This window comes from Paraburkholderia sp. JHI869 (assembly GCF_038900775.1).
Taxonomy (GTDB): domain Bacteria; phylum Pseudomonadota; class Gammaproteobacteria; order Burkholderiales; family Burkholderiaceae; genus Paraburkholderia.
The window spans coordinates 78694-99011 of record NZ_JAYMSC010000017.1 but is presented as its reverse complement, the minus strand read 5'-3'; the positions used below and the strand labels follow the sequence as shown (position 1 = coordinate 99011).

At 63.6% G+C, this 20318-nt stretch carries 17 protein-coding genes; 3 read left to right on the top strand and 14 right to left on the bottom strand.

Annotation, left to right across the window (positions count from 1 at the left end):
- Positions 1-9: 9 nt before the first annotated feature.
- From VSR72_RS26295 to VSR72_RS26285, 3 genes are all read right to left on the bottom strand, one after another.
- Entirely contained in the window at positions 10-1104 is a 1095-nt protein-coding gene (locus VSR72_RS26295) for an NADH:flavin oxidoreductase/NADH oxidase (protein ID WP_342955275.1), read from the bottom strand.
- 183 nt (positions 1105-1287) lie between these two features.
- Entirely contained in the window at positions 1288-1971 is a 684-nt protein-coding gene (locus VSR72_RS26290) for a type 1 glutamine amidotransferase domain-containing protein (protein WP_342955274.1), read from the bottom strand.
- A gap of 149 nt (positions 1972-2120) precedes the next feature.
- Positions 2121-2723, bottom strand: a complete 603-nt coding sequence (locus VSR72_RS26285; protein ID WP_342955273.1) for a TetR/AcrR family transcriptional regulator — start codon at positions 2721-2723, stop codon at positions 2121-2123.
- Between the two features lie 106 nt (positions 2724-2829).
- Between VSR72_RS26285 and VSR72_RS26280 the strand changes: the two genes are divergently transcribed.
- The gene (locus tag VSR72_RS26280) at positions 2830-3480 is read left to right on the top strand and encodes an SGNH/GDSL hydrolase family protein (RefSeq protein ID WP_342955272.1); all 651 of its coding nucleotides are present in this window, start codon (positions 2830-2832) and stop codon (positions 3478-3480) included.
- Between the two features lie 111 nt (positions 3481-3591).
- Here the strand turns inward: VSR72_RS26280 and cyoD are convergent, their stop codons facing one another.
- The 5 genes from cyoD to VSR72_RS26255 form a co-directional block, all read right to left on the bottom strand.
- Positions 3592-3921, bottom strand: coding sequence for a cytochrome o ubiquinol oxidase subunit IV (cyoD, locus tag VSR72_RS26275; protein ID WP_310631508.1), 330 nt, complete (start codon positions 3919-3921; stop codon positions 3592-3594).
- A complete protein-coding gene (cyoC, locus tag VSR72_RS26270) occupies positions 3922-4533 on the bottom strand; it encodes a cytochrome o ubiquinol oxidase subunit III (RefSeq protein WP_342955271.1) in 612 nt (203 codons plus the stop codon). It abuts the gene before it with no gap.
- On the bottom strand, positions 4533-6566 hold the full coding sequence (gene cyoB, locus VSR72_RS26265; RefSeq protein WP_342955270.1) for a cytochrome o ubiquinol oxidase subunit I: 2034 nt from the start codon (positions 6564-6566) through the stop codon (positions 4533-4535). The genes cyoC and cyoB overlap by 1 nt, the downstream gene beginning before the upstream one ends.
- 7 nt (positions 6567-6573) lie before the next feature.
- The gene (gene cyoA, locus VSR72_RS26260) at positions 6574-7461 is read right to left on the bottom strand and encodes a ubiquinol oxidase subunit II (RefSeq protein WP_342955269.1); all 888 of its coding nucleotides are present in this window, start codon (positions 7459-7461) and stop codon (positions 6574-6576) included.
- 336 nt (positions 7462-7797) lie between these two features.
- Complete coding sequence (locus VSR72_RS26255; protein WP_342955268.1) at positions 7798-9342, bottom strand: NADH-quinone oxidoreductase subunit M; 1545 nt, start codon at positions 9340-9342, stop codon at positions 7798-7800.
- Between the two features lie 736 nt (positions 9343-10078).
- Between VSR72_RS26255 and VSR72_RS26250 the strand changes: the two genes are divergently transcribed.
- Both VSR72_RS26250 and VSR72_RS26245 read left to right on the top strand, forming a co-directional pair.
- Positions 10079-10558 (top strand): hypothetical protein, encoded by a 480-nt coding sequence (locus VSR72_RS26250; protein ID WP_158759625.1) that lies wholly within the window; start codon positions 10079-10081, stop codon positions 10556-10558.
- Positions 10559-10683: 125 nt separating this feature from the next.
- Positions 10684-12186, top strand: a complete 1503-nt coding sequence (locus VSR72_RS26245; RefSeq protein ID WP_342955267.1) for an MFS transporter — start codon at positions 10684-10686, stop codon at positions 12184-12186.
- Positions 12187-12258: 72 nt separating this feature from the next.
- On the opposite strand, the gene VSR72_RS26240 is transcribed toward VSR72_RS26245, so the two are convergent.
- From VSR72_RS26240 to VSR72_RS26215, 6 genes are all read right to left on the bottom strand, one after another.
- A complete protein-coding gene (locus VSR72_RS26240) occupies positions 12259-13674 on the bottom strand; it encodes a sugar efflux transporter (RefSeq protein WP_342955266.1) in 1416 nt (471 codons plus the stop codon).
- Between the two features lie 580 nt (positions 13675-14254).
- Positions 14255-15952, bottom strand: a complete 1698-nt coding sequence (locus VSR72_RS26235) for an acid phosphatase (protein WP_342955265.1) — start codon at positions 15950-15952, stop codon at positions 14255-14257.
- A gap of 125 nt (positions 15953-16077) precedes the next feature.
- Positions 16078-16959 carry a proteasome-type protease gene (locus VSR72_RS26230; RefSeq protein WP_342955264.1) on the bottom strand — a complete coding sequence of 294 codons (882 nt, stop codon included), beginning with the start codon at positions 16957-16959 and terminating at the stop codon, positions 16078-16080.
- Positions 16960-17012: 53 nt separating this feature from the next.
- The gene (locus VSR72_RS26225; protein WP_342955263.1) at positions 17013-17813 is read right to left on the bottom strand and encodes a transglutaminase family protein; all 801 of its coding nucleotides are present in this window, start codon (positions 17811-17813) and stop codon (positions 17013-17015) included.
- 52 nt (positions 17814-17865) lie between these two features.
- Positions 17866-18819: an alpha-E domain-containing protein gene (locus VSR72_RS26220; RefSeq protein WP_342955262.1), complete on the bottom strand. Its 954-nt coding sequence runs from the start codon at positions 18817-18819 to the stop codon at positions 17866-17868.
- A 40-nt stretch (positions 18820-18859) separates the two neighbouring features.
- Positions 18860-20266: a circularly permuted type 2 ATP-grasp protein gene (locus VSR72_RS26215; RefSeq protein WP_342955261.1), complete on the bottom strand. Its 1407-nt coding sequence runs from the start codon at positions 20264-20266 to the stop codon at positions 18860-18862.
- Positions 20267-20318 lie beyond the last annotated feature (52 nt).

The window sequence follows — 20318 nt, the reverse complement described above, 5'->3', positions numbered from 1 at the left end:
CGATGGCGTTCAGGCCTTGTAGCGCTCGAGCCAGTGTGCGTACGGCGCGGGCAAGGTCCACGCGGCGCGCTCGACACCAAGTTGCTGGGCAGCGAAATACGGCCAGTGCGGATTCGCGAGATGCGCGCGCCCGACCATCACGAGGTCGAGCTGCTCCTTCGCCACCGTGCCCTCGGCCAGTTCCGGCGTGCCGATACCCCATGCCGACGACACCGGCAGACCGCTTGCACGGCGCACTTTTTGCGCGATCGGCGCGAGGAACGCGGGCGCCCACGGAATCTGCGCGGCGGGCGTCGAGAAACCGACGCTCACGCCCAGCATGTCGAGCCCTTCGCGTTTGAAACCCTTGGCGAGTTCGATCGATTCGGCGAGTGTTTCCTCGTCGCGGCCATCGTACTCGATCACGCCAAAGCGGGCCGTTAGCGGCAGATGCTCGGGCCAGACCTTGCGCACCGCGGCCAGCGTTTCCAGCAGGAAACGGCTGCGGTTTTCGAGGCTGCCGCCATAGGCGTCGTCGCGATGGTTCGAGTGTGTCGAGAAGAAGCTCTGGGCGAGATAGCCGTGCGCAAAGTGCAGTTCGAGCCATTCGAAGCCGGCTTCGAGCGCACGTTTCGCCGCGGCGACGAAGTCCTCGCGCACGCGTGCAATGTCGTCGATCGTCATCGCCTTCGGCACCTTCGGCAGATGCGCGCCGAACGGCGTCGCCGACGGCGCGATGGTCTGCCAGCCGCGCGCGTCGCCTTCGGTAATGTGGTCGTCGCCTTCCCACGGACGGTTCGCGCTCGCCTTGCGGCCCGCGTGCGCAATCTGAATGCCGGGTACGGCGCCCGCCGCCTTGATCGCGGCGACGGTGGGCTTGAACGCCTCCATCTGCGTGTCGTTCCACAGGCCCGTGCAAGCCGGCGTGATGCGGCCTTCGGGCGAAACCGCCGTCGCCTCGACGATCACGAGGCCCGCGCCGCCGCGCGCGATCTGCGCGTAGTGGACGTGGTGCCAGTCGTTGACCACGCCATCGACGGCCATGTACTGGCACATCGGCGGCACTGCGATGCGGTTGCGCAGGGACACACCCTTGAGCTTGAACGGTTCGAACAATGCGGACATCTACAGCTCCTTTCGTGGCACAGGTCGCGCCTCGCGCGGCGCCTGTGCCGGTTGGCAAAAATAGGGATTTCCTTACGGCAACGCGCAGTCAGACGCGCGCTGCGAGCGCGGCTCGCAGCGTTGCCAAAAGGAAATAGTGGGAAGAGAACGCGCCCGTAGAAAGTCGGACGCGTTCGCGAAACATCAACCGTGACGCAGCGCCGCGAGCAAGGCCTCGGCAACCGGTTCAGACGAAGCCGGGTTCTGGCCCGTGATGAGCAGCCCGTCGGTTGCGATGTGCGGCTGCCAGTCGGCGGCCTTCGAGTACTGGCCGCCGTTCGCCTTCAGCATGTCCTCGACGAGGAACGGCACGACGTCGGTCAACTGCACCGCCGCTTCTTCGTCGTTCGAAAAACCGGTGACCGACTTGCCGGCCACGAGCGGCTTGCCGTCCGCGCCCTTCACATGGCGCAGCACGCCGGGCGCGTGGCAAACGGCAGCGACGGGCTTGCCCGCCGCGATGGTCTTTTCGATCAGCGCGATCGAAACGGGATCTTCGGCGAGGTCCCAGAGCGGGCCGTGGCCGCCCGGGTAGAACACGGCGTCGAACGTGCTCGCGTCGATATCGGCGAGACGTTTCGTATTGGCAAGCGCCGTTTGCGCTTCGGTATCGGATGCGAAACGCCGCGTCGCATCGGTTTGGGCGGAAGGGTCGCTGCTCTTCGGATCGAGCGGAGGCTGGCCACCCTTGGGCGATGCGAGCGTAAGTTCGGCGCCGGCGTCGCGCAGCGCGTAGTACGGCGCGGCGAATTCCTCGAGCCAGAAGCCCGTTTTCTTGCCCGTGTTGCCGAGGTCCTCGTGCGAGGTCAAAACGATCAGTACTTTCATCGGCGTTCCTTTTTGGGTTGGGTCTGGGCGCTCGCGCGCCGTTCGGAAACCGGCCTCAACTTGATCTATTAGACCGGTCGTCTAGTTCTTTCGCACAATGCGCGACAATCGCGCGCAGTTCACACACCGCGCTACCGCTTCGCGTTCGATTAGTTGCCCGGCGGCAGGTTCAGCAGAATTCGCGTGGTCGCCATCGCCGCATCGAGCGGCTTGCGATCGCGGTGGATCTTTTCGAGCAGCGTCGCGCCGAGCCACAGTTCGTAGAGCGTCACCGCGAGCGTCGCGGCGTCATGTACGCCCGCGAGCGAGCCATCGGCGCGGCCTGCCTCGATACACGCGGTAATGCGCGAGATCGTCGCATCGGTGCCGAGACGCAGCGCCTCGCGCATGGCCTCGGAAAGATCGCTCACCTCCGCGCCCAGCTTCACCGCGAGACACTTGCCTACGGGGTCGTCGGCGCACTGGATCAGGCGCCAGTCGTCCCAGTAGCGCATCAGCTTCTCGGCCGCCGTGCCCGGCATACGCACGAGCATGTCGTCGAGACGCTCCGCATATTCGGCGAAATACGACGTGAGCAAGGCCTCGCCGAACGCTTCCTTCGAGCCGAAATAGTGATAGAACGACCCTTTGGGCACACCGGCGGCCGCGAGGATCTCATTGAGACCCACTGCGGAAAAGCCCTTGCCTAGCAGAATGGGCATGGCGGTATCGAGGATGTGTTGCCGCACTTCGACGGCTGCCGCTGCATTCATGAGACGGCATGTTACAGAGCGATTAGACCAGTCGTCTAGTAATCTCCCATGATCAGTAATGGCATTGCAGCGCAACCGGTCACATGAAACGAGAGAGAGGCTCCCCATGACGTCCCGCACCCTGCTCTGTTTTGGCGATTCCAATACGCACGGCACGAAGCCGCTCACCGTGCCCGGCGTGTCCGAGCGATTCGGCCCCGCAGACCGCTGGCCCGGCGTGCTGCGCGAGGCGCTCGGGCCGAGCTGGACGATCATCGAGGAAGGCCTGCCCGCGCGCACCACGGTGCACGACGATCCTATCGAAGGTCGGCACAAGAATGGGCACGCTTATTTGCGCCCATGCCTTGAAAGCCAGTTGCCGGTCGATGTGGTCGCGCTGATGCTCGGCACCAACGACCTCAAGACGCGCTTCTCCGTCACGCCCACCGATATCGCGAACTCCGTGGACGTGCTGCTCGAAACGCTTGTCGCGTGCCGCGCGGGTCCGGGCGGCTCGACGCCGCACGTGCTGCTCATGTCGCCGGTGCCGATAGAGGAGATTGGTTTCCTCGGCGAGATTTTCACGGGCGGCGCGGCCAAGTCGCGCCTGCTCGCGCCGCTCTACGAGCGCGTGGCCGTGAAGTACGGTTCGGCGTTTCTCGATGCCGGCGAGTTCGCCACCGTCAGCCCAACCGACGGCATTCACTACGAAGCCTCGCAACACCACCGCCTCGGCAAAGCCGTCGCAGAAGTCGTGCGTCAACGCTTCAACGCCTAACCGCGCATCGAGCCTCAAAAAGAAAAACGCCGCCAGCCCGAAGGCCTGGCGGCGTTTCCATTTGCGCTTCACTCGAAGCGAGCGAAGCGCAAGTCCAGCAACGATGAGCGCTTAACGCGACATCATGTTCATGCTGACGTTGTGCATGACCCACAGCGTACCGACGACCACGATCAGGACCGTCAACACCGTGAAGCCAAATGCCGTCACGTTCCAGCGCTGGCCCGACGACGTGTTCATGTGCAGGAAGAACACGAGGTGGACCACGATCTGCACCACAGCCAGCACAGCGAGGCCGAGCAGCGCGGTTTCGCGCGGGAAGCCGCCGTGCAGCACGAGCCAGAACGAAGCGGCCGTGAGCACCACCGCCAGGACGAAACCGGCCACGTAGCTGCCTACGCTGCCATGGCTTTCTTCTTCATGGATGGAATGAGCACTCATTTAGATCACGCTCGCAAGATAAACAAAGGAGAACACGCAGATCCAGACGATGTCCAGAAAGTGCCAGAAAAGGCTCAGGCACGTCAGGCGGCGCAGTTCGCGCTCGCCCAGCGTCGGCGCCTTCACAGCCTGGACCATCAGGACGATCATCCAGATCATGCCCATCGTCACGTGAATACCGTGGGTGGCAACCAGCGTGAAGAACGACGACAGGAACGCGCTGCGGCTCGGGCCGTTGCCCTCGGCGATCATGTTCGCGAACTCATGCAGTTCGAAGTACAGGAACGTTGCGCCCAGCAGGAAGGTGATCGCCAGCCAGACCAGCACTTGACCCTTGCGCTGCTTGTGCGCGCCGATCATCGCAAAGCCGTACGTAATGGACGACAGCAGCAGCACTGCCGTTTCCATCGCAACGCCCTGAATGTCGAACAGGTCCTTGCCCGTCGGGCCGCCTGCGAACTGGTTCTGCATCACGGCGAACACTGCGAACAGCGAGCCGAACAGAATACAGTCCGTCATCAGGTACAGCCAGAAGCCGAACACCGAGTGTGACGGCGGGTGATCGTGGTGATCGTGCTCCGCGAGTGCGGCCGCACTTGTTTTCGTCAACATCAGTTGGCCTCCAGTGCTTCTTCAACCTTGCCACCGCGTTGCTTGTCAGCGAACGCCTTGACCAGTGCGCGACTACGCGCTTCTTCGTCTGCCCGGACCTTGGCGGCCGGGATGTAATAGCCTTCGTTCTTCTGGAAGCTGTAGGCGATGGCCGTGCCGAGAATGCCGACGAAGCCAACGATCATGAGCCACCAGATGTGCCAGATGCCAGCAAAGCCGAGCACCAGGCTGAAGAAACCGATGAACACACCTGCGCTCGTGTTCGAGGGCATGTGGATGTCGGTGTACTTCGTGTTTGCGACGTCCACGGTTTCGCGGCCGGTTTCCTTCAGGTGCGCAAACTCGTCGAGCTCGCTCACGTGCGGAATGATCGCGAAGTTATACGACGGCGGCGGCGACGACATCGCCCACTCCAGCGTACGGCCACCCCACGGATCGCCCGTCAGGTCGCGGTTTTCCGGCAGGTTGCGGTCGCGGATCGAGACGTACAGCTGCAGCAGCTGGTGCGCGATACCGATTGCCACGAGCACGGCGCCAACCCAGGCGATGATCATCCACGGTTGCCATGCCGGATTGTCGTAGTGGTTCAGACGGCGGGTTGCGCCCATGAAGCCCAGCACGTACAGCGGCGTGAATGCAACGTAGAAGCCCGAGAGCCAGAACCAGAATGCGCGCTTACCGAGCTTTTCGTTGAGCTTGAAGCCGAACGCCTTCGGGAACCAGTAGTTGAAGCCAGCGAGGTAGCCGAACAGCACGCCGCCGATGATCACGTTGTGGAAGTGAGCAATCAGGAACAGCGAGTTGTGCAGCACGAAGTCCGCGCCCGGGATCGCCATCATCACGCCGGTCATGCCGCCGATGGTGAAGGTGACCATGAAGCCGATCGTCCAGAGCACCGGCGAGGTGAACTCGAGGCGGCCGCGGTAGATCGTGAACAGCCAGTTGAAGATCTTCACGCCCGTCGGGATCGCGATGATCATCGTCATGATGCCGAAGAACGCGTTGACGTTCGCGCCCGAGCCCATCGTGAAGAAGTGGTGCAGCCACACGAGGAACGAGAGCACCATGATCGAGCAGGTCGCATAGACCATGGTCTTGTAGCCGAACAGCGGCTTCTTCGCGTAGGTCGCGACGACTTCCGAGAAAATACCGAACGCCGGCAGGATCAGGATGTACACCTCGGGGTGACCCCAGGCCCAGATCAGGTTCAGGTACAGCATGGCGTTGCCGCCGCCGTCATTCGTGAAGAAGTGCGTGCCGATGTAGCGGTCGAGGCCGAGCAGCGCGAGCGTCACGGTCAGGATCGGGAACGCGGCCATGATCAGCACGTTCGTGCACAGCGCCGTCCACGTGAACACCGGCATCTTCATCATCGTCATGCCAGGCGCGCGCATCTTGATGATGGTGACGAAGAAGTTCACGCCGGTCAGCAGCGTGCCGACACCGGAGATCTGCAGCGCCCACAGGTAGTAATCCACCCCTACCCCTGGACTGTACGCAAGCTCCGAAAGCGGCGGATACGCGAGCCAGCCGGTCTGCGCGAACTCACCCACGACGAGTGAGATCATCAGCAGGATGGCGCCGACTGCGGTCATCCAGAACGACAGCGAGTTCAGGAACGGGAACGCGACGTCGCGTGCGCCGATCTGCAGCGGCACGATGATGTTCATCAGGCCGACCATGAAGGCCATGGCCATGAAGAAGATCATAATCACGCCGTGCGCCGTGAAGATCTGGTCGTAGTGGTGCGGCGGCAGGTAGCCCGGCGCGTTGTACGCGAGCGCGAGCTGGGTACGCATCATGATTGCGTCGGCGAAGCCGCGCAGCAGCATGATGAGGGCGAGGACGATGTACATCACGCCCAGACGCTTGTGGTCGACGCTCGTCAGCCACTCCGTCCACAGATATTTCCACTTACCGAAGTAAGTGATGGTGCCGAGCACCAATGCGCCGATGAGCGCCATGCCGATCATCGTGCCGACGATAATCGGCTCGTGATACGGAATGGCGTCCAGTGTAAGTTTTCCGAACATGCTTGGCTTACCCCTTGGTCACGCACGACGGGTCACTGAAATTCGTGACGTGGCCGTTGTTGTACTTCGCGATGATGTTGTTGAAGAGCTTCGGGTCGACCGTCGAGAAGTACTCGACAGGAGCCTTTTCGCTAGGCTGTGCGACCGTTGCGTATTGATCCATGGAAAGCTGCGTCTGCGACGCCTTCACCTTCTGGACCCACGCGTCGAAGTCTTGCTGGTTCGTGGCGATCGTGCGGAACTTCATGTCCGAGAAGCCCTTGCCGCTGAAGTTCGCCGAGAGGCCGGCGTAGTCGCCAGCGTGGTCGGCGATCAGGTGCAGACGCGTCTGCATGCCAGCCATCGCATAAACCTGGGTGCCAAGCTGCGGGATGAAGAACGAGTTCATCACCGAGTCCGACGTGATGCTGAAGTTCACCGGCGTGCCAACGGGCACGGCCAGCTGGTTCACCGTCGCGATACCGAGATCCGGGTAGATGAACAGCCACTTCCAGTCGAGCGCCACAACTTCGACGTTGATCGGCTTGACGTTCGATTCGAGCGGCTTGTAGGGGTCGAGCTCGTGCGTGGTGTTCCACGTGAGCACGCCGAGGAACAGAATGATCAGCGTCGGGATGGTCCAGACGACGACTTCGATCGCCGTCGAGTGCGACCACTTCGGCGCATAGGTGGCGTTACGGTTCGACGCACGATAGCGGTACGCGAACCAGAGCGTCAGGATGATCACGGGGATCACCACAATCAGCATGGCCCATGTGGAGGTAGCGATCAGCTGCTTTTCCGCCACGCCCACACTTCCCTTGGGGTCAAGGAGCTCCATGTTGCATCCGGAAAGACACAAGGCCAATCCGGCGCTTACGGGAAGCAGTAACCTTTGAAAGGTCGTTCTTTTCATCACGTTTGCCTGAATTTCATTCATTGAATAGTTCCGGACGCGTCCCCTGACATCCGACAAAGGAAGCGCGCCCGCATCATACAGCCGCTTTGATATTTCGCAATCAATGAATGTGGAAAATGACCTTTGTCAAAAGAAGATTGAGACACTTTGTCGCATGTGTTCGCGAGGTTTGTCGCGCCTCGGAAACACACGCACATCGCGCCCTGCTCCGCCCTTGACAGCGGCCCGCCGCGGCTATTTTTCGAATCGAGATTCGAAACCCTTGAACGCAACAACGCGCCGCACAGCCTGGTAGCGGTGCGGCGCGTTGGTTGCGTCGTCAATCTGTTGCGATCACGTCGGCGAGTGCGGAGCACGAACGTCCGTGCCCGCGCGCACTGCGTCAGCAGGCGCTCCATCGTCGACAGGTTGCTTGCTGCGAAGAGCCTGGGTGACGAGGTTCGCCGCCGAGAGCTCGATCGCGTCGGTCATCGGCTTCGGGTAGAGGCCGATTGCGAGCACGAACGCTGCGAGCGAAGCGAAGATCAGCGTCTCGCGGCGGCCGATGTCGGCCAGCTTCGCAACGCCCTTGTTCGCCACAGCGCCAAAGATCACGCGCTTGTACATCCACAGGGTGTACGCAGCGCTCAGAATGACGGTCGTCGCGGCGATCGCGCCGACCCAGAAGTTCACGCGGATCGCGCCCATGATGACCATGAACTCGCCCACGAAGCCCGACGTGCCCGGCAGGCCGAGGTTGGCCATGCAGAACAGCATCATGAAAGTGGCGTAGCGCGGCATCACGTTGACGACGCCGCCGTAAGCCGAGATCGAGCGCGTCTTGGTGCGGTCGAACAGCACGCCGATCGAGAGCAGCATCGCGCCCGAAACGAAGCCGTACGAGATCATCTGCACGATCGCGCCTTCGGTGCCGATCTGGTTGAAGAGGAACAGGCCGAGCGTGACGAGACCCATGTGGGCGACCGTCGAGTACGCGAGCAGCTTGGTCATGTCGGTCTGCGCGAGCGCGAGCAGGCTCGAGTAGACCACGGCCACGAGCGAGAGCGTGATGATCGCCGGCGCGAAGAAGTGCGCGGCGTCAGGCGTGATCGGCAGCGTGAAACGCAGGAAGCCATAGCCGCCAAGCTTGAGCATGGCCAGCATCACGGTTGCGCCAGTCGGCGCTTCGAGGTGGACGTCGGGCAGCCAGGTGTGGAACGGCCACATCGGGACCTTCACCGCGAAGGCCGCGAAGAAGCCGATGAAGATCAGGATCTGCGGCAGGAAGCCGAGCGTGAGGTTGTGCCACACCGACATGTCGAAGGTGTGCGCCTGGCTGTAGAGGTACAGCATCGACACCAGCATCAAGAGCGAGCCGGCGAGCGAGAAGAAGAAGAACTTGACCGCGGCGTAGGTGCGGCGGGCATTGCCCCACGAGCCGATCAGCAGGTACAGCGGAATCAGCGTGGCTTCGAAGAACACGAAGAACAGCATGCCGTCGGTCGCAGCGAAGGTGCCGACCATCAGGCCCGAGAGAATCAGGAACGCGCCGAAGTACTGGGCCACGCGCACCGTGATCGATTCCCACGAGGCGATCACGATCACGAGCGTCGTGAACGCGGTGAGCACCACGAGCCACATCGAAATGCCATCGATCCCGAGTCGCCACGCCACGCCGAACTCAGGCAGCCATTCGCGGAATTCGACGAACTGCATGCCGGCCGCGTGGTTGTCGAAGCCGGAGATGAGCGGGAGGGTCAGCAGCAGACCGACGACAGCGCCAACGAGCGACAGCCAGCGGGCGCGCTGCGGATGACGATCCGACCCGACGCGCAGCACTGCCACGCCGAACAGGATGGGAATCCAGATCGCCAGACTCAGGAATGGAACGGATTGCATTTCAACAGGACCTCAAAAATGCGGAGCAAATAGCTTCCACGGCGCACGTTCAGGTGCGCAAGCAACTTGAAAGATTGACGCGGGGTGAAAATCGAACCAGGCTGGCTGTAATGTATTTGTCAGCGACGAGGCGAAATGCAACACACGTTCAAGGGTTAACGAGGGTAAACGGAATACGGAAGTTTTGCAGCGCAACAACACGGGCCGGATCGATGGTTGACGCAAGTCATTGTTTTTATTCAGAAACGTACTAAGAGAAAAAACAACAAACAGGCTGTTACGGCCTGTTTTTGATCGCGAAAACAACGTTTTCGACCGCCGGGGCGCCATGACGCGCGGCAGGCTGTCGCGCTGCGCGGGCAGAATAATACCTTACTTGTTTCTTTCGGTTCAATGACTTATGCATCGGGGTATGGCCCCCGGCGGTCTCCAAAACGCGTGCCAGGCCCGCCCTGCGCGCCCTTGCGCGGTGCAAAAAAAAGCCCCAGCCTTCATGGGGGCCGGGGCCAACTCTCACGTTGCGCCAGAACACTGGAACACGCATGGCCGCACTTTAGCGGCTTGTGTCCCCGCAATTAAGGGTGCTGGCTGGAACAGTCCCTTCTTCGTTGTGCGAGGTCATCTCCTCATTTTACAAATGAGAATCATTTGCATTTGGATCGAATTTGTTCCAGAATGAAGCCCATGCCGGACGACCCGGCGCTACCCGAATGATTTGTGCGGGACCGGAGGCTCCATGAACTACACCGCCCCTTTCGCGAGAAATGACACGCTGATCGACGACACCTTCGTCCATCACCCCGACACCGCCGAGCAGACCGTCCTGCGTGCGGTGCGCACCTGGCTGCGCCCCCATTGCGACGCCTACGCCAAGGCCGAAAGCTGGCGCGGCGTGCTCGCCGACGCCGGGCTCGGTGCGGAAGGCTTCGGCTACTTCGACCTGTTGATGGGCACACTGTGCCGGGCCTCGTGCCGCCCGCTCGATACGCGCTGCCGCTGCGCGTCCGAACTCGCGAAGGACGAAGGTTCGTTGCTGCAGGTGATCGCGCTTTTGCAGTCCACGCGCAGCGAGGCCGCCGTGCAGTTGCTGAACGACTGGCTGCCGATGCCGAGCGTGAGCGGCATGCTCAAAACCGCGCGCTGGTTCGCCATCGCGCTGCTCGACGCGGGATTGCAGCTGAGCGACCGCTCGCGCCGCGTCACCTACATGCACTGACCGGCCTGGGTTGGCCCAGCACTGGCGGCATGAGCTAATAACCAAAAACGATTTGGGCGCGCGCCGCGCGGGGGTTAGGATCACGCGCTTTGTCGCTATTAGCGCGCCCGCTCGCGTCGCCTCGCATGTCCGCCTCTGCTTCCCCCTCCTCGTCCAGCACCTCCGGCCGCCCGCTGATCCGCAGCGCCGCCGATGTCTCGCAGCTCGTCAACGCGGGGGCCGCCATCGGCAGCAACGCGCGCATCGTCGTCGCGATCGCGCTGGGCGGCGTGTTCCTCGACGCCTACGACCTCGGCGCCCTCGCCTTCGGGCTCAAGGACGTGGCGCGCGAGTTCTCGCTCTCGCCCGCGGGCACCGGCTTCGTCGCTTCCGCCATCACGTTCGGCGCCATCGTCGGCGCATTTCTCGGCGGCTTCCTCACCGATCGCATCGGGCGCTATCGCGTGTTCATGGCCGACATGTTCTTCTTCGTCGTGGCCGCGATTGCCTGCGCGCTCGCGCCCAACGCCTGGGTGCTCGGCGGCGCGCGCTTCGTGATGGGGCTGGGCGTCGGCATCGACCTGCCCGTGGCCATGGCCTTTCTCGCCGAGTTCTCGCGGCTCAAGGGCCGTGGCAACAAGGCCGCGCGCGTGGCGATGTGGTGCCCCGTCTGGTATGCGGCGATCAGCGTGTCGTATCTGCTAGTGCTGGCGTTCTACGCAGGCTTGCCCGCGTCGCACTCGCATCTGCTCTGGCGCCTCACGCTCGGCTTCGGCGCCGTGCCGGCGCTCGTCATCATCGCGATTCGCAGCCGCTATATCAGCGAGTCGCCGGTGTGGGCCGCGAACCAGGGCGATCTCGCGGGCGCGGCGCGCATCCTCAAGCGCTCGTACGGCATCGACGCGCAGGTGGCACCCGATGCCGCCGCGAGTGCCGCGGCAAAACCGTCGCGCGTGGCCTCGTGGAAGAACTATGGCGCGCTGCTGCGCGGCGTCTATACGCGGCGCACGGTGCTCGCCACCGTCATCGGCGTAGCTTCTTCGTTCGCATATAACGCGGTCGCGTTCGGCCTGCCCGTGATCATCTCGAGCTTCCTCGCGCAGTCCATGCTCACGACGATCCTCGCCTCGCTCGTGCTGAATCTCGGCTTCGCCTTCGTGGGCGGGCTGATCGCCGTGCGTATCGTGCCGCGCTTCGGCGCCTGGAAGCTCACGGTGTGGGGCTATGTGATCCAGTTCGCGGCGCTCGTTGGCCTCGCGATCATCGGCAAGCCTTCGACTGCGCCCGAAGTCGTCAGCGCGGTCGCCTTGCTCGCCGCGTTCCTCTTCGGCCAGGGCGTCGGCCCCGGTTCGCACAGCATGACGTTCGCCTCGCTCGGCTACCCGACCTCGCTGCGCGGCGTAGGCGTCGGCTTCAACCAGACGCTGATGCGCGCAAGTTCGACGGTCTCGCTGTTCCTGTTTCCGGTGCTCGCCGCCGCGCTCGGCACGCGCGTGTTCTGGATCATCGCGGTCGCGCCGCTCGCGGGGCTCGCAGCGCTGCTGTCGATTCGCTGGGAGCCTTCGGGCTATGACGTCGATGCGGAAGACTTCGACGCCGCCACGCCCGCGCGAGCGCTCGCCGCTCGGAACGCAGAAACGGTGCAGTAAAAGTCGATAAGGGGCGGAGCGTTTTCTGCACTGTCCTTTTCTTCGAATGAAATTGCCTGGGGACCGCAGGTATCAGTTTCGCTTGCTCGCCCGCTCGCGCAGATAACGCCGCACAGCGCGCGCCATCTTCGGATACTGCTCGCCTGGCACGGCAAACAGCACGAGTGCACACAGCGCGAGCGCACTGCAAAACAAAAACGTGCCGCGATAACCGAACGCCTGCACGAGCACGCCGGAAAGCACGCCAGACAGTATCGAGCCGAGCCGAGCCGCGTTGAAGAAGAGCGCCGTCGCCCGACCCGGCGACGATGGCATCAGGTCCTGCACGAAGGTCATGCCTAGACACGACGTGACCGCAACCACGAAAGCGTTGAGGATCTGCATCGGGATCAGCGCGTCCACGCCGGGCGCCAGCGACATCGCGACGAAGTAGACGGCATGCACCATGGCGCACGCCGCCAGCCACCAGGGCTTGTTGAGCACCGAGGCGCGCGCGCCGAGCGCGAGCATCATCGGTATCTCCATGAGCGCGCCGAGGCCGAGCATGATCGAGACGTCGATGCGCGTGCCCTGCAGACCATGCACGATGTAGAGCGGCAGCACGATCATCGTCGCGTTGGCCGCGAGACCGATGAGTGTGAGCGCAACGATCGCACGCATGATGTCTTTCTGCGAGCCCTCCGCGACGGGCGCAGGCGGGCGCGCTGCCTTGGCTTTCGCTTTCGCCTTTACCGATGCGGCCGCAAGCGTGGCGGGGTCGCGTGGCGCGCCCGGCTGCACTTCGGCCTGCGTGAGCGGCTGGCCTTCGTACTGCGCCGCGCTCTCATCTCTCATATCCTGTTCGACTTCGTCGGCGGTGGGTCGCGTCATCAAATGCTGGGTGGCGTGTTCGTCGTGGCGCGGCTCGCGCATGCGCCAGACGATCGTGCCGCAAGCCGCGAAGCTCGCCGCCGCAAACAGAAAGAGCCCGTAGAAGTTCGTGGCGGCCAGCACGAGCGCGCCGACTGCGGGCCCGAACACCCATGCCGCGGAGAGAATCGTTCGCAACGTTGCGCTCGCAAAGGTTCGCTCGGCGTCGTCGCTCGCGGGCAGCGCCGCGCGGCTGAACGAGAACACGAGCGAGAGCGCGCAACCGCCCGCGCCGATGAACGCAATGCCCACGAGGAGCAGAAGCCGGTAGTCGCGCACGACGCACAGGCAGAGATAACCGAGCGTGGCAGCGCACAGCGAGACAAGCAGGAGGGTTCGGTGCTTGCCGGTGGCGTCGCTCCAGCGGCCCGCGGCGGTGCTCGCAATCACGCCGCTCGTGGCGATGGCGGTCATGAACACGCCGAGGCGGAACGGTGTCATGCCGGCGCGCTCGACGCCGAAGAGCGAGAGGTAAGGCGCGGTGAACGACATCGCCACGCCCAGCATCAGGGTGGCGCCGGCGAGTGGCAGGAAACCAGGAATACGCAGAAGACCGGCAAAGCGCGAGTTTTTGAGCACGGCGCGGCGGGTAGTAACGAGAAGAGAGTTGCCCGTGCACGCGCGGTCACGCGACGGCCATATCGACGGCGATTATCGGGCCGAACTCCCACACTGTGCAAGGTTGATCCGGCAGCGATCAACATCTGGGTGCGCTATCCACAACTTTCGTGGACAGGCTTGTGCGTAACCCTGGGACGACTCCAGCAAGTGCTTGATGCGATTCGGAATGTGCGCAAAGTTGCCGATTGTGGCAGCGGCGGCGTCTCAAGGAAAAACGCGCGGGGGCTTTTCCACAGATTTTGTTGAGAGCCCTGTTAGCAACTTCTGGACATCCGCATCAAGTCCTTGATTGGAAACAGGAAGCTGGCAAACAACACGAAAAATGCATCTTTTCTGCACGGCAAAGTTGTCCACAGTTTTTGGTGACAAACCTGTTGATAACCGCCTGGCGAGCGCGCCAACTCATTGATCGGATAGAGAGTTCGTCGCTTGTGTCGCGGTTGCATCAAATTGCGTTTCGCATGGGCAACCCAGGGCGGGGGCGCAAACGTTTCGCGACCGCCGCCCTCTCCAACCGATACATCGATGCGCGCAGCGCTCAGGCCAGATCGAGCGCGGCCGTGAGATCGCCGGGCGGCGTCTGCTCCCGCGAGAGGAACGTGTGATCGCGCGTGGCCACGCCGTCGAGCGGCGCGAGACCATGCACACGGCTGATGAAGCGCAGGATCGAGACCGTGTCGTAGAACGTGTGATCGACATAGCCCTTCTTCGCGAACGGCGCGATCACGAGCGCCGGGATGCGCGAGCCCGGACCCCAGCGGTCGCCCACGGGCGGCGAGACCGGGTCCCACCAGCCGCCGTTCTCGTCGTGCGTCACCACGATCATCGTGTTCGCCCATTGCGGGCCGCGCTGAATGTGCTCGATGACGGTCGCGATGTGGCGGTCGCCGGATTCGACGTCCGCATAGCCGGCATGCATGTTCAGGTTGCCCTGCGGCTTGTAAAACGTGACGGCGGGCAGCCGCCCTGCGTCGATGTCCGCGAGCAGACGGTTGGTCGACGCATCGTCGCCCAGGCCCGCATCCCGCAGGTGACGCGAACGCGCGGCCGTGCCCGGCGCGAAGTTAGCAAAGTAGTTGAACGGCTGATGGTGATACTGGAAGTCGGGCATCGCGCCGGTGTCGCGATGATCGAGCGCGTACTGCCAGGCGCCGCTGTACCAGGCCCAGTCGACGCCCTTGGCCGAGAGCCGGTCGCCGATCGTCGCGTAGGTCTGCGGGCGCAGCACGCGCGGATTGGCCGGGTCGGCGAGCGCCGGGTTGCCGTCTTCCGACGGGCGCACATTGCTCGGCTGGTACGGCGGCGCCATCGTGTTGACGGCGTAGCCGTCGGGCGTGAAGAGGCCGTCGTTGACGAACTTCGGCGGCCCATCGAGCGCCGAGGCCGGCGAATTCGCCGCGACCTTCAGGCGCGTGCCGGTGGGATCGTCGCCCTCCACGACCGAGGCGAGATGCTTTGCGGCGCTCGTCTGGATATCGGCGTATTGCGGCACCTGCGCCGAGATCAGGAAGATGTGATTGAGCCACGAACCGCCAAACGCGGCCATGAAGAAGTTGTCGCACAGCGTGTACTGCTGCGCGAGATTCCAGAGCCGCAGCGTTTCCGCGGAATTCTCGTAGTAGCCCATCACGAGGCCGCCCGAATCGCCCCACGCGGCGAACTGGTTGTTGCGGCCCGCGTTGATCTGCATCTGGTTCTGATAGAAGCGATGGATCAGGTCGCGCGTGATGATGCCGTTCGGCAACGGATTGCCGTGCGCATCCGCGATACGAAACGGACGGTTCGAGAGACCCGTGATCTGATGCTCGGCGATCATGTAGCGCCTGCCATCCAGTTCCTGCGCCTGGGGCACGAGGCCGCCCCAGATCTTCGGCAACTGCGGCAACGGCGTCTTGCCGTCGCGATCGAGCTGCTCGTAGCGCTCGGCGCTCACGCTCGCGAGCGGCGTCTGCACACCGGGATAGTTGCCGTAGAGATTGACGAAGCTGCGATTCTCCGCGTAGATCACGACGATCTGACGCACCTGGTTGCGCAGCGCGGCATCCACGCGCGCATCGGCGGCGCTGCGCGGCGCGCTCGCCGCGCTCTGCGCCGGCGTCTCGCAACCGCCGAGTGCGAGGCCCACGCCAACTGCCGCGAGGCCGCCGAGTACACGGCGGCGCGTGGGGTCGTCCGGACCGGCGGGAGTCGAAGGTTCTTCACGGCGTACGTTCTTCGGGTCGTCGTTCTGCTTCATCAGCCTGCCTCCATGAGGGACGCGCATAGCGCGCGGCGTACCGCGAATGTTACGCAGGAGGATACCGGTTCCGCAGATGACGAGGCAAAAAGGAAGTGCGCGAGCGCCGCGCCGAAGCCGCCCTTTTAGCCGTCGCGCGGCATGCGCGGCGTGGTCGAAGCGCCGTTGGGATGGGCTTGCGCGAGCGTTTGCGCGGGCCGCGGTTCGTTCACGTGCCCCTCATGCGAGGGGCGCGGGGCGCTCGGCAGCGTCGTGCGCTCATGGCGCGGCACATCGCCTTCGTCGGTCCAGAGCGGATCGGGAATCTCGCCGAACACCTGGCGCAGCCGCTCGCCCCACGTCGAATGAATCATCTGGAAGTACGTATTCGACTGGTCGAGCGACGCGTATCGCGTGACACGCAGCGCGTTGCGCTCGTACACGAGCAGGTCGAGCGGCAGGCCGACCGAGAGGTTCGAGCGCAGCGTCGAGTCCATGGAGATGAGCGCGCACTTCGCGGCCTCGTCGAGCGGCGTGTGCGGCGTCAGCACGCGGTCGATGATCGGCTTGCCGTACTTCGACTCGCCGATCTGGAAATACGGATTGACGCTCGACGTCTCGATGAAATTGCCTGCCGCGTAAATCTGGAACAGCCGCATGGCGTGGCCGCCGATCTGGCCGCCGAGGATGAAACTGCAGTTGAAGTCGACGTTGAAGGTCTTGAGCGCTTCCGCGTCGCGCCGGTGCACTTCGCGCACGGCTTCGCCCACTACGCGCGCGGCCTCGACCATGGTCGGCGCGCTCCAGAGCGTGGCGCGCCCCGCGTCCTGCGGCTCCGTCAAGACTTGCAGCGTGGCCTGCGTGATGGCCAGATTGCCCGCGACGAGCAGCACGAGCACGCGCTCGCCGGGCTCCTCGAACACAGCCATCTTGCGCGACGTGCTGATGTGATCGACACCCGCGTTCGTGCGCGTGTCCGCAAGAAACACGAGCCCCTCGTCCACTGCCATTGCCACACAGTACGTCATGCGCCTCCTCGCCCGTCCCTAACGTTTCCGCTGTTCTTGTTATAGCGGCAAAACTACTGCTGCGACTGCTGCGCGCTCACGTGCACGCTGACATCGAGCGTTTCGCCGGCCCCGCCGATGCGGCGGCCGCGAACCGGCGCGGCCGCGTCGTAGTCGCGCCCCACCGCGATCCGGCAATATTTTTCGCTTGCGAAACACGCGTGCGTGACGTCCACGGTCACCCAGCCATTGTCGAGCCAGACGTCGACCCATGCGTGGCTCGCCATTTCGGGCACGTCGCCGGGGTCGATATAGCCGCTCACGTAACGCGCCGGCACGCCGCGTGCGCGGCACACCGCCAGCATCACATGCGCGTGATCCTGGCACACGCCACGGCCTAGCGCCAGCGCGTCCGCCGCAGTGTGTGTCACGTCCGTGACACCCGATTCATAGCTCACGCGCTCCGTGATGCGCGCAGCCGCGTGCAGAATGGCCGCTGTGTCGTCCAGCGGCGGCAGGCTGAACGCGAATTCCGTGAGCGCCTCGTCGGCTTCTGTCAGGCGCGTGGGCGAGGTGAAGTGATGCATCGGCACCATGCCCTCGCCTTCGGGCAGCCGGCCGTCAGGCAGCGCCACGGTCTCGACTTCGCCGCGCACGTGCAGGCGAATTTCCCTGTGCGGACGCGTGAGCACCAGCGTCATCAGCGCGTTGCCATAGGCGTCGCGGCCCGCGTCGAGCTTGCCCGGCGCATCGACATGCCATTGCTTGACGATCTGCGTGGGCGTGGTGAGCGGTGAAAGCCGCAATTGCTGGATCGAATAATGCACGGGCGCTTCGTAGCGGTAGACCGTGTCGTGCCGGATCGCGAGCTGCATGAGGTGAATCCTCCATCGAGACGAATGAAATATCGATGAGCGCGAAATCGCGCTAACCAACCGGCAACATCAGATAGGTGCGCGCGACCTGATTGCCCAACTCGTACACGCGCGCGAGAAACTGCGTGAGAAACGTATGCACGCCCATGGAGAAGATCTGCCGAAGGTCCGCATAAAGCAGCTCGGCGCGCAGCTTGCCCGCGGTGCGCTCGACTTCGCGCGAACTGTCCGTACGCAGCATGGCGAGATTCGTGCAGACGCCGTCCAGCGACGCCAGCAGCGAACGCGGCATTTGCTGGTTGAGGATGAGCAGTTCCACCACGCGCGCGGGCGTCACGACGTCGCGGTAAACCTTGCGATAGATTTCGAGCGCGGAAACCGAGCTGAGAATCGAGGTCCAGTAATAGAAGTCTTCGAGCTGACGCGCGGCCGAACGCGAATCGGCGTTCTCCACGTCGACGAAACGCACGTCGAGAATGCGCGCCGTGTTGTCCGCGCGTTCGAGGAACGTGCCGAGCTGCGTGAAGAACAGCGCATCGTCCTGCAACGCCGTGCCAAGGCGCACGCCGCGCGAGAGATGCGAGCGGAACTTCACCCACTCGAACAGCGCATCGGGCCGGGACTCCAATTCACCACCGCGCAACAGCTCGACGAATTGCAGCCACGTGTCGTTGATCGTTTCCCACCATTCCGTGGTGAGCGTGCCGCGCACCGCGCGCGCATTCTCGCGGGTCGCCTGCAGGCACGAGTAGATGCTCGACGGGTTCGTCGGGTCCGCAACGAGAAACTTGAGCACATTGCTGCTGGTCGTTTCCTCGTGGCGCGCGTCGAAGGCGGGCTCCAGTTCGGAGATGCGCAGCATCGCGCGATGCGTGCGCGCCTCCGCGTCCGCGCTGCCCGGCAACAGCAGCGCCTTCAGATTGATGTCCAGCATGCGCGCGGTATTCTCAGCGCGCTCCATGTAGCGGGCCATCCAGAACAGATGATCGGCGGTGCGGCTCAGCATGTTTGAACCTCGTCTTGTACGAATGGTATGGCCAGTGAATTCATTCGAGCACCCACGTGTCCTTGGTTCCGCCGCCCTGCGACGAATTGACGACGAGCGAGCCTTCCTTGAGCGCCACGCGCGTGAGACCGCCCGCCGCCATCTGGATCGTCTTGCCGGAGAGCACGAAGGGCCGCAAATCGATATGGCGCGGCGCGATGCCCGCCTCGACGAAGGTCGGGCAAGCCGAGAGCGACAGCGTGGGCTGCGCGATGTAGTTGCCTGGCCGCGCGAGCAGCCGCGCGCGAAACGCTTCGATCTCCTCACGGGTAGAAGCGGGACCGACAAGCATGCCGTAGCCGCCCGCACCGTGCACCTCTTTCACGACGAGGTCCGGGAGATGCTCGAGCGTCCACGCGAGATCGTCGGGACGACGGCATTGCCACGTCGGCACGTTCTTCAGGATCGGCTTTTCGCCGAGATAGAACTCGATCATGTCGGGCACATAGGGGTAGATCGATTTGTCGTCGGCCACGCCCGTGCCCATTGCATTCGCGAGTACGACGCGACCCGCGCGGTACGCCGTGAGCAGCCCCGGCACGCCGAGCGCGGAGTCGGGACGAAACGCCAGGGGATCGAGAAAGTCGTCGTCCACGCGCCGGTAGATCACGTCCACGCGACGCGGCCCCTGCGTCGTGCGCATGAATACGTAGTTATCCTCTACGAATAGATCCTTACCCTCCACCAGCTCGACGCCCATCTGCTGCGCGAGGAACGTATGCTCGAAATACGCGGAGTTGTACATGCCGGGCGTGAGCACCACCACGGTCGGATCGTCCGCGCTTTCGGGCGCCACCGAGCGCAGCGTATCGAGCAGCAGGTCGGGATAATGCGCGACGGGCGCCACCTTGTGCTGAACGAACAACTCGGGAAAGAGCCGCATCATCATCTTGCGGTTTTCGAGCATGTACGAGACGCCTGAGGGCACGCGCAAATTGTCTTCGAGCACGTAGAACGCGCCGTCGCGCCCGTCGCGCACGATGTCGATGCCCGCGATATGCGCATACAAACCCAGCGGCAGATCGATGCCCTGCATTTCCGGCCGGTACTGCGCATTGGTATAGACCTGCTCGGCGGGAATCACGCCGGCGCGTACGATGTTGCGCTCGTGATAGACGTCGTGCAGGAACAGATTGAGCGCCTGTACGCGCTGGCGCAGCCCGCGCTCGAGCAGCGCCCATTCGTCTGCGGGAATGATGCGTGGAATCAGGTCGAAAGGAATGAGCCGCTCGGTGCCGGAAAGGTCGCCGTTCACCGCGAACGTGATGCCGACCCGCCTGAACAGCAGGTCCGCCTCGGCGCGCTTGCGCGCCATCGTCTCGCCAGTCTGCTTCTCCAGCCAGTGCTGGAAGCGTTCGTAGTGCGGGCGCACCGCGCCCTCGTCGCGCATTTCGTCATGGACTTGCATCGGTTCGTTCTCGCGCGTGAGTGCAACTGCGTCAGCGGCGCTGCCGCGATTC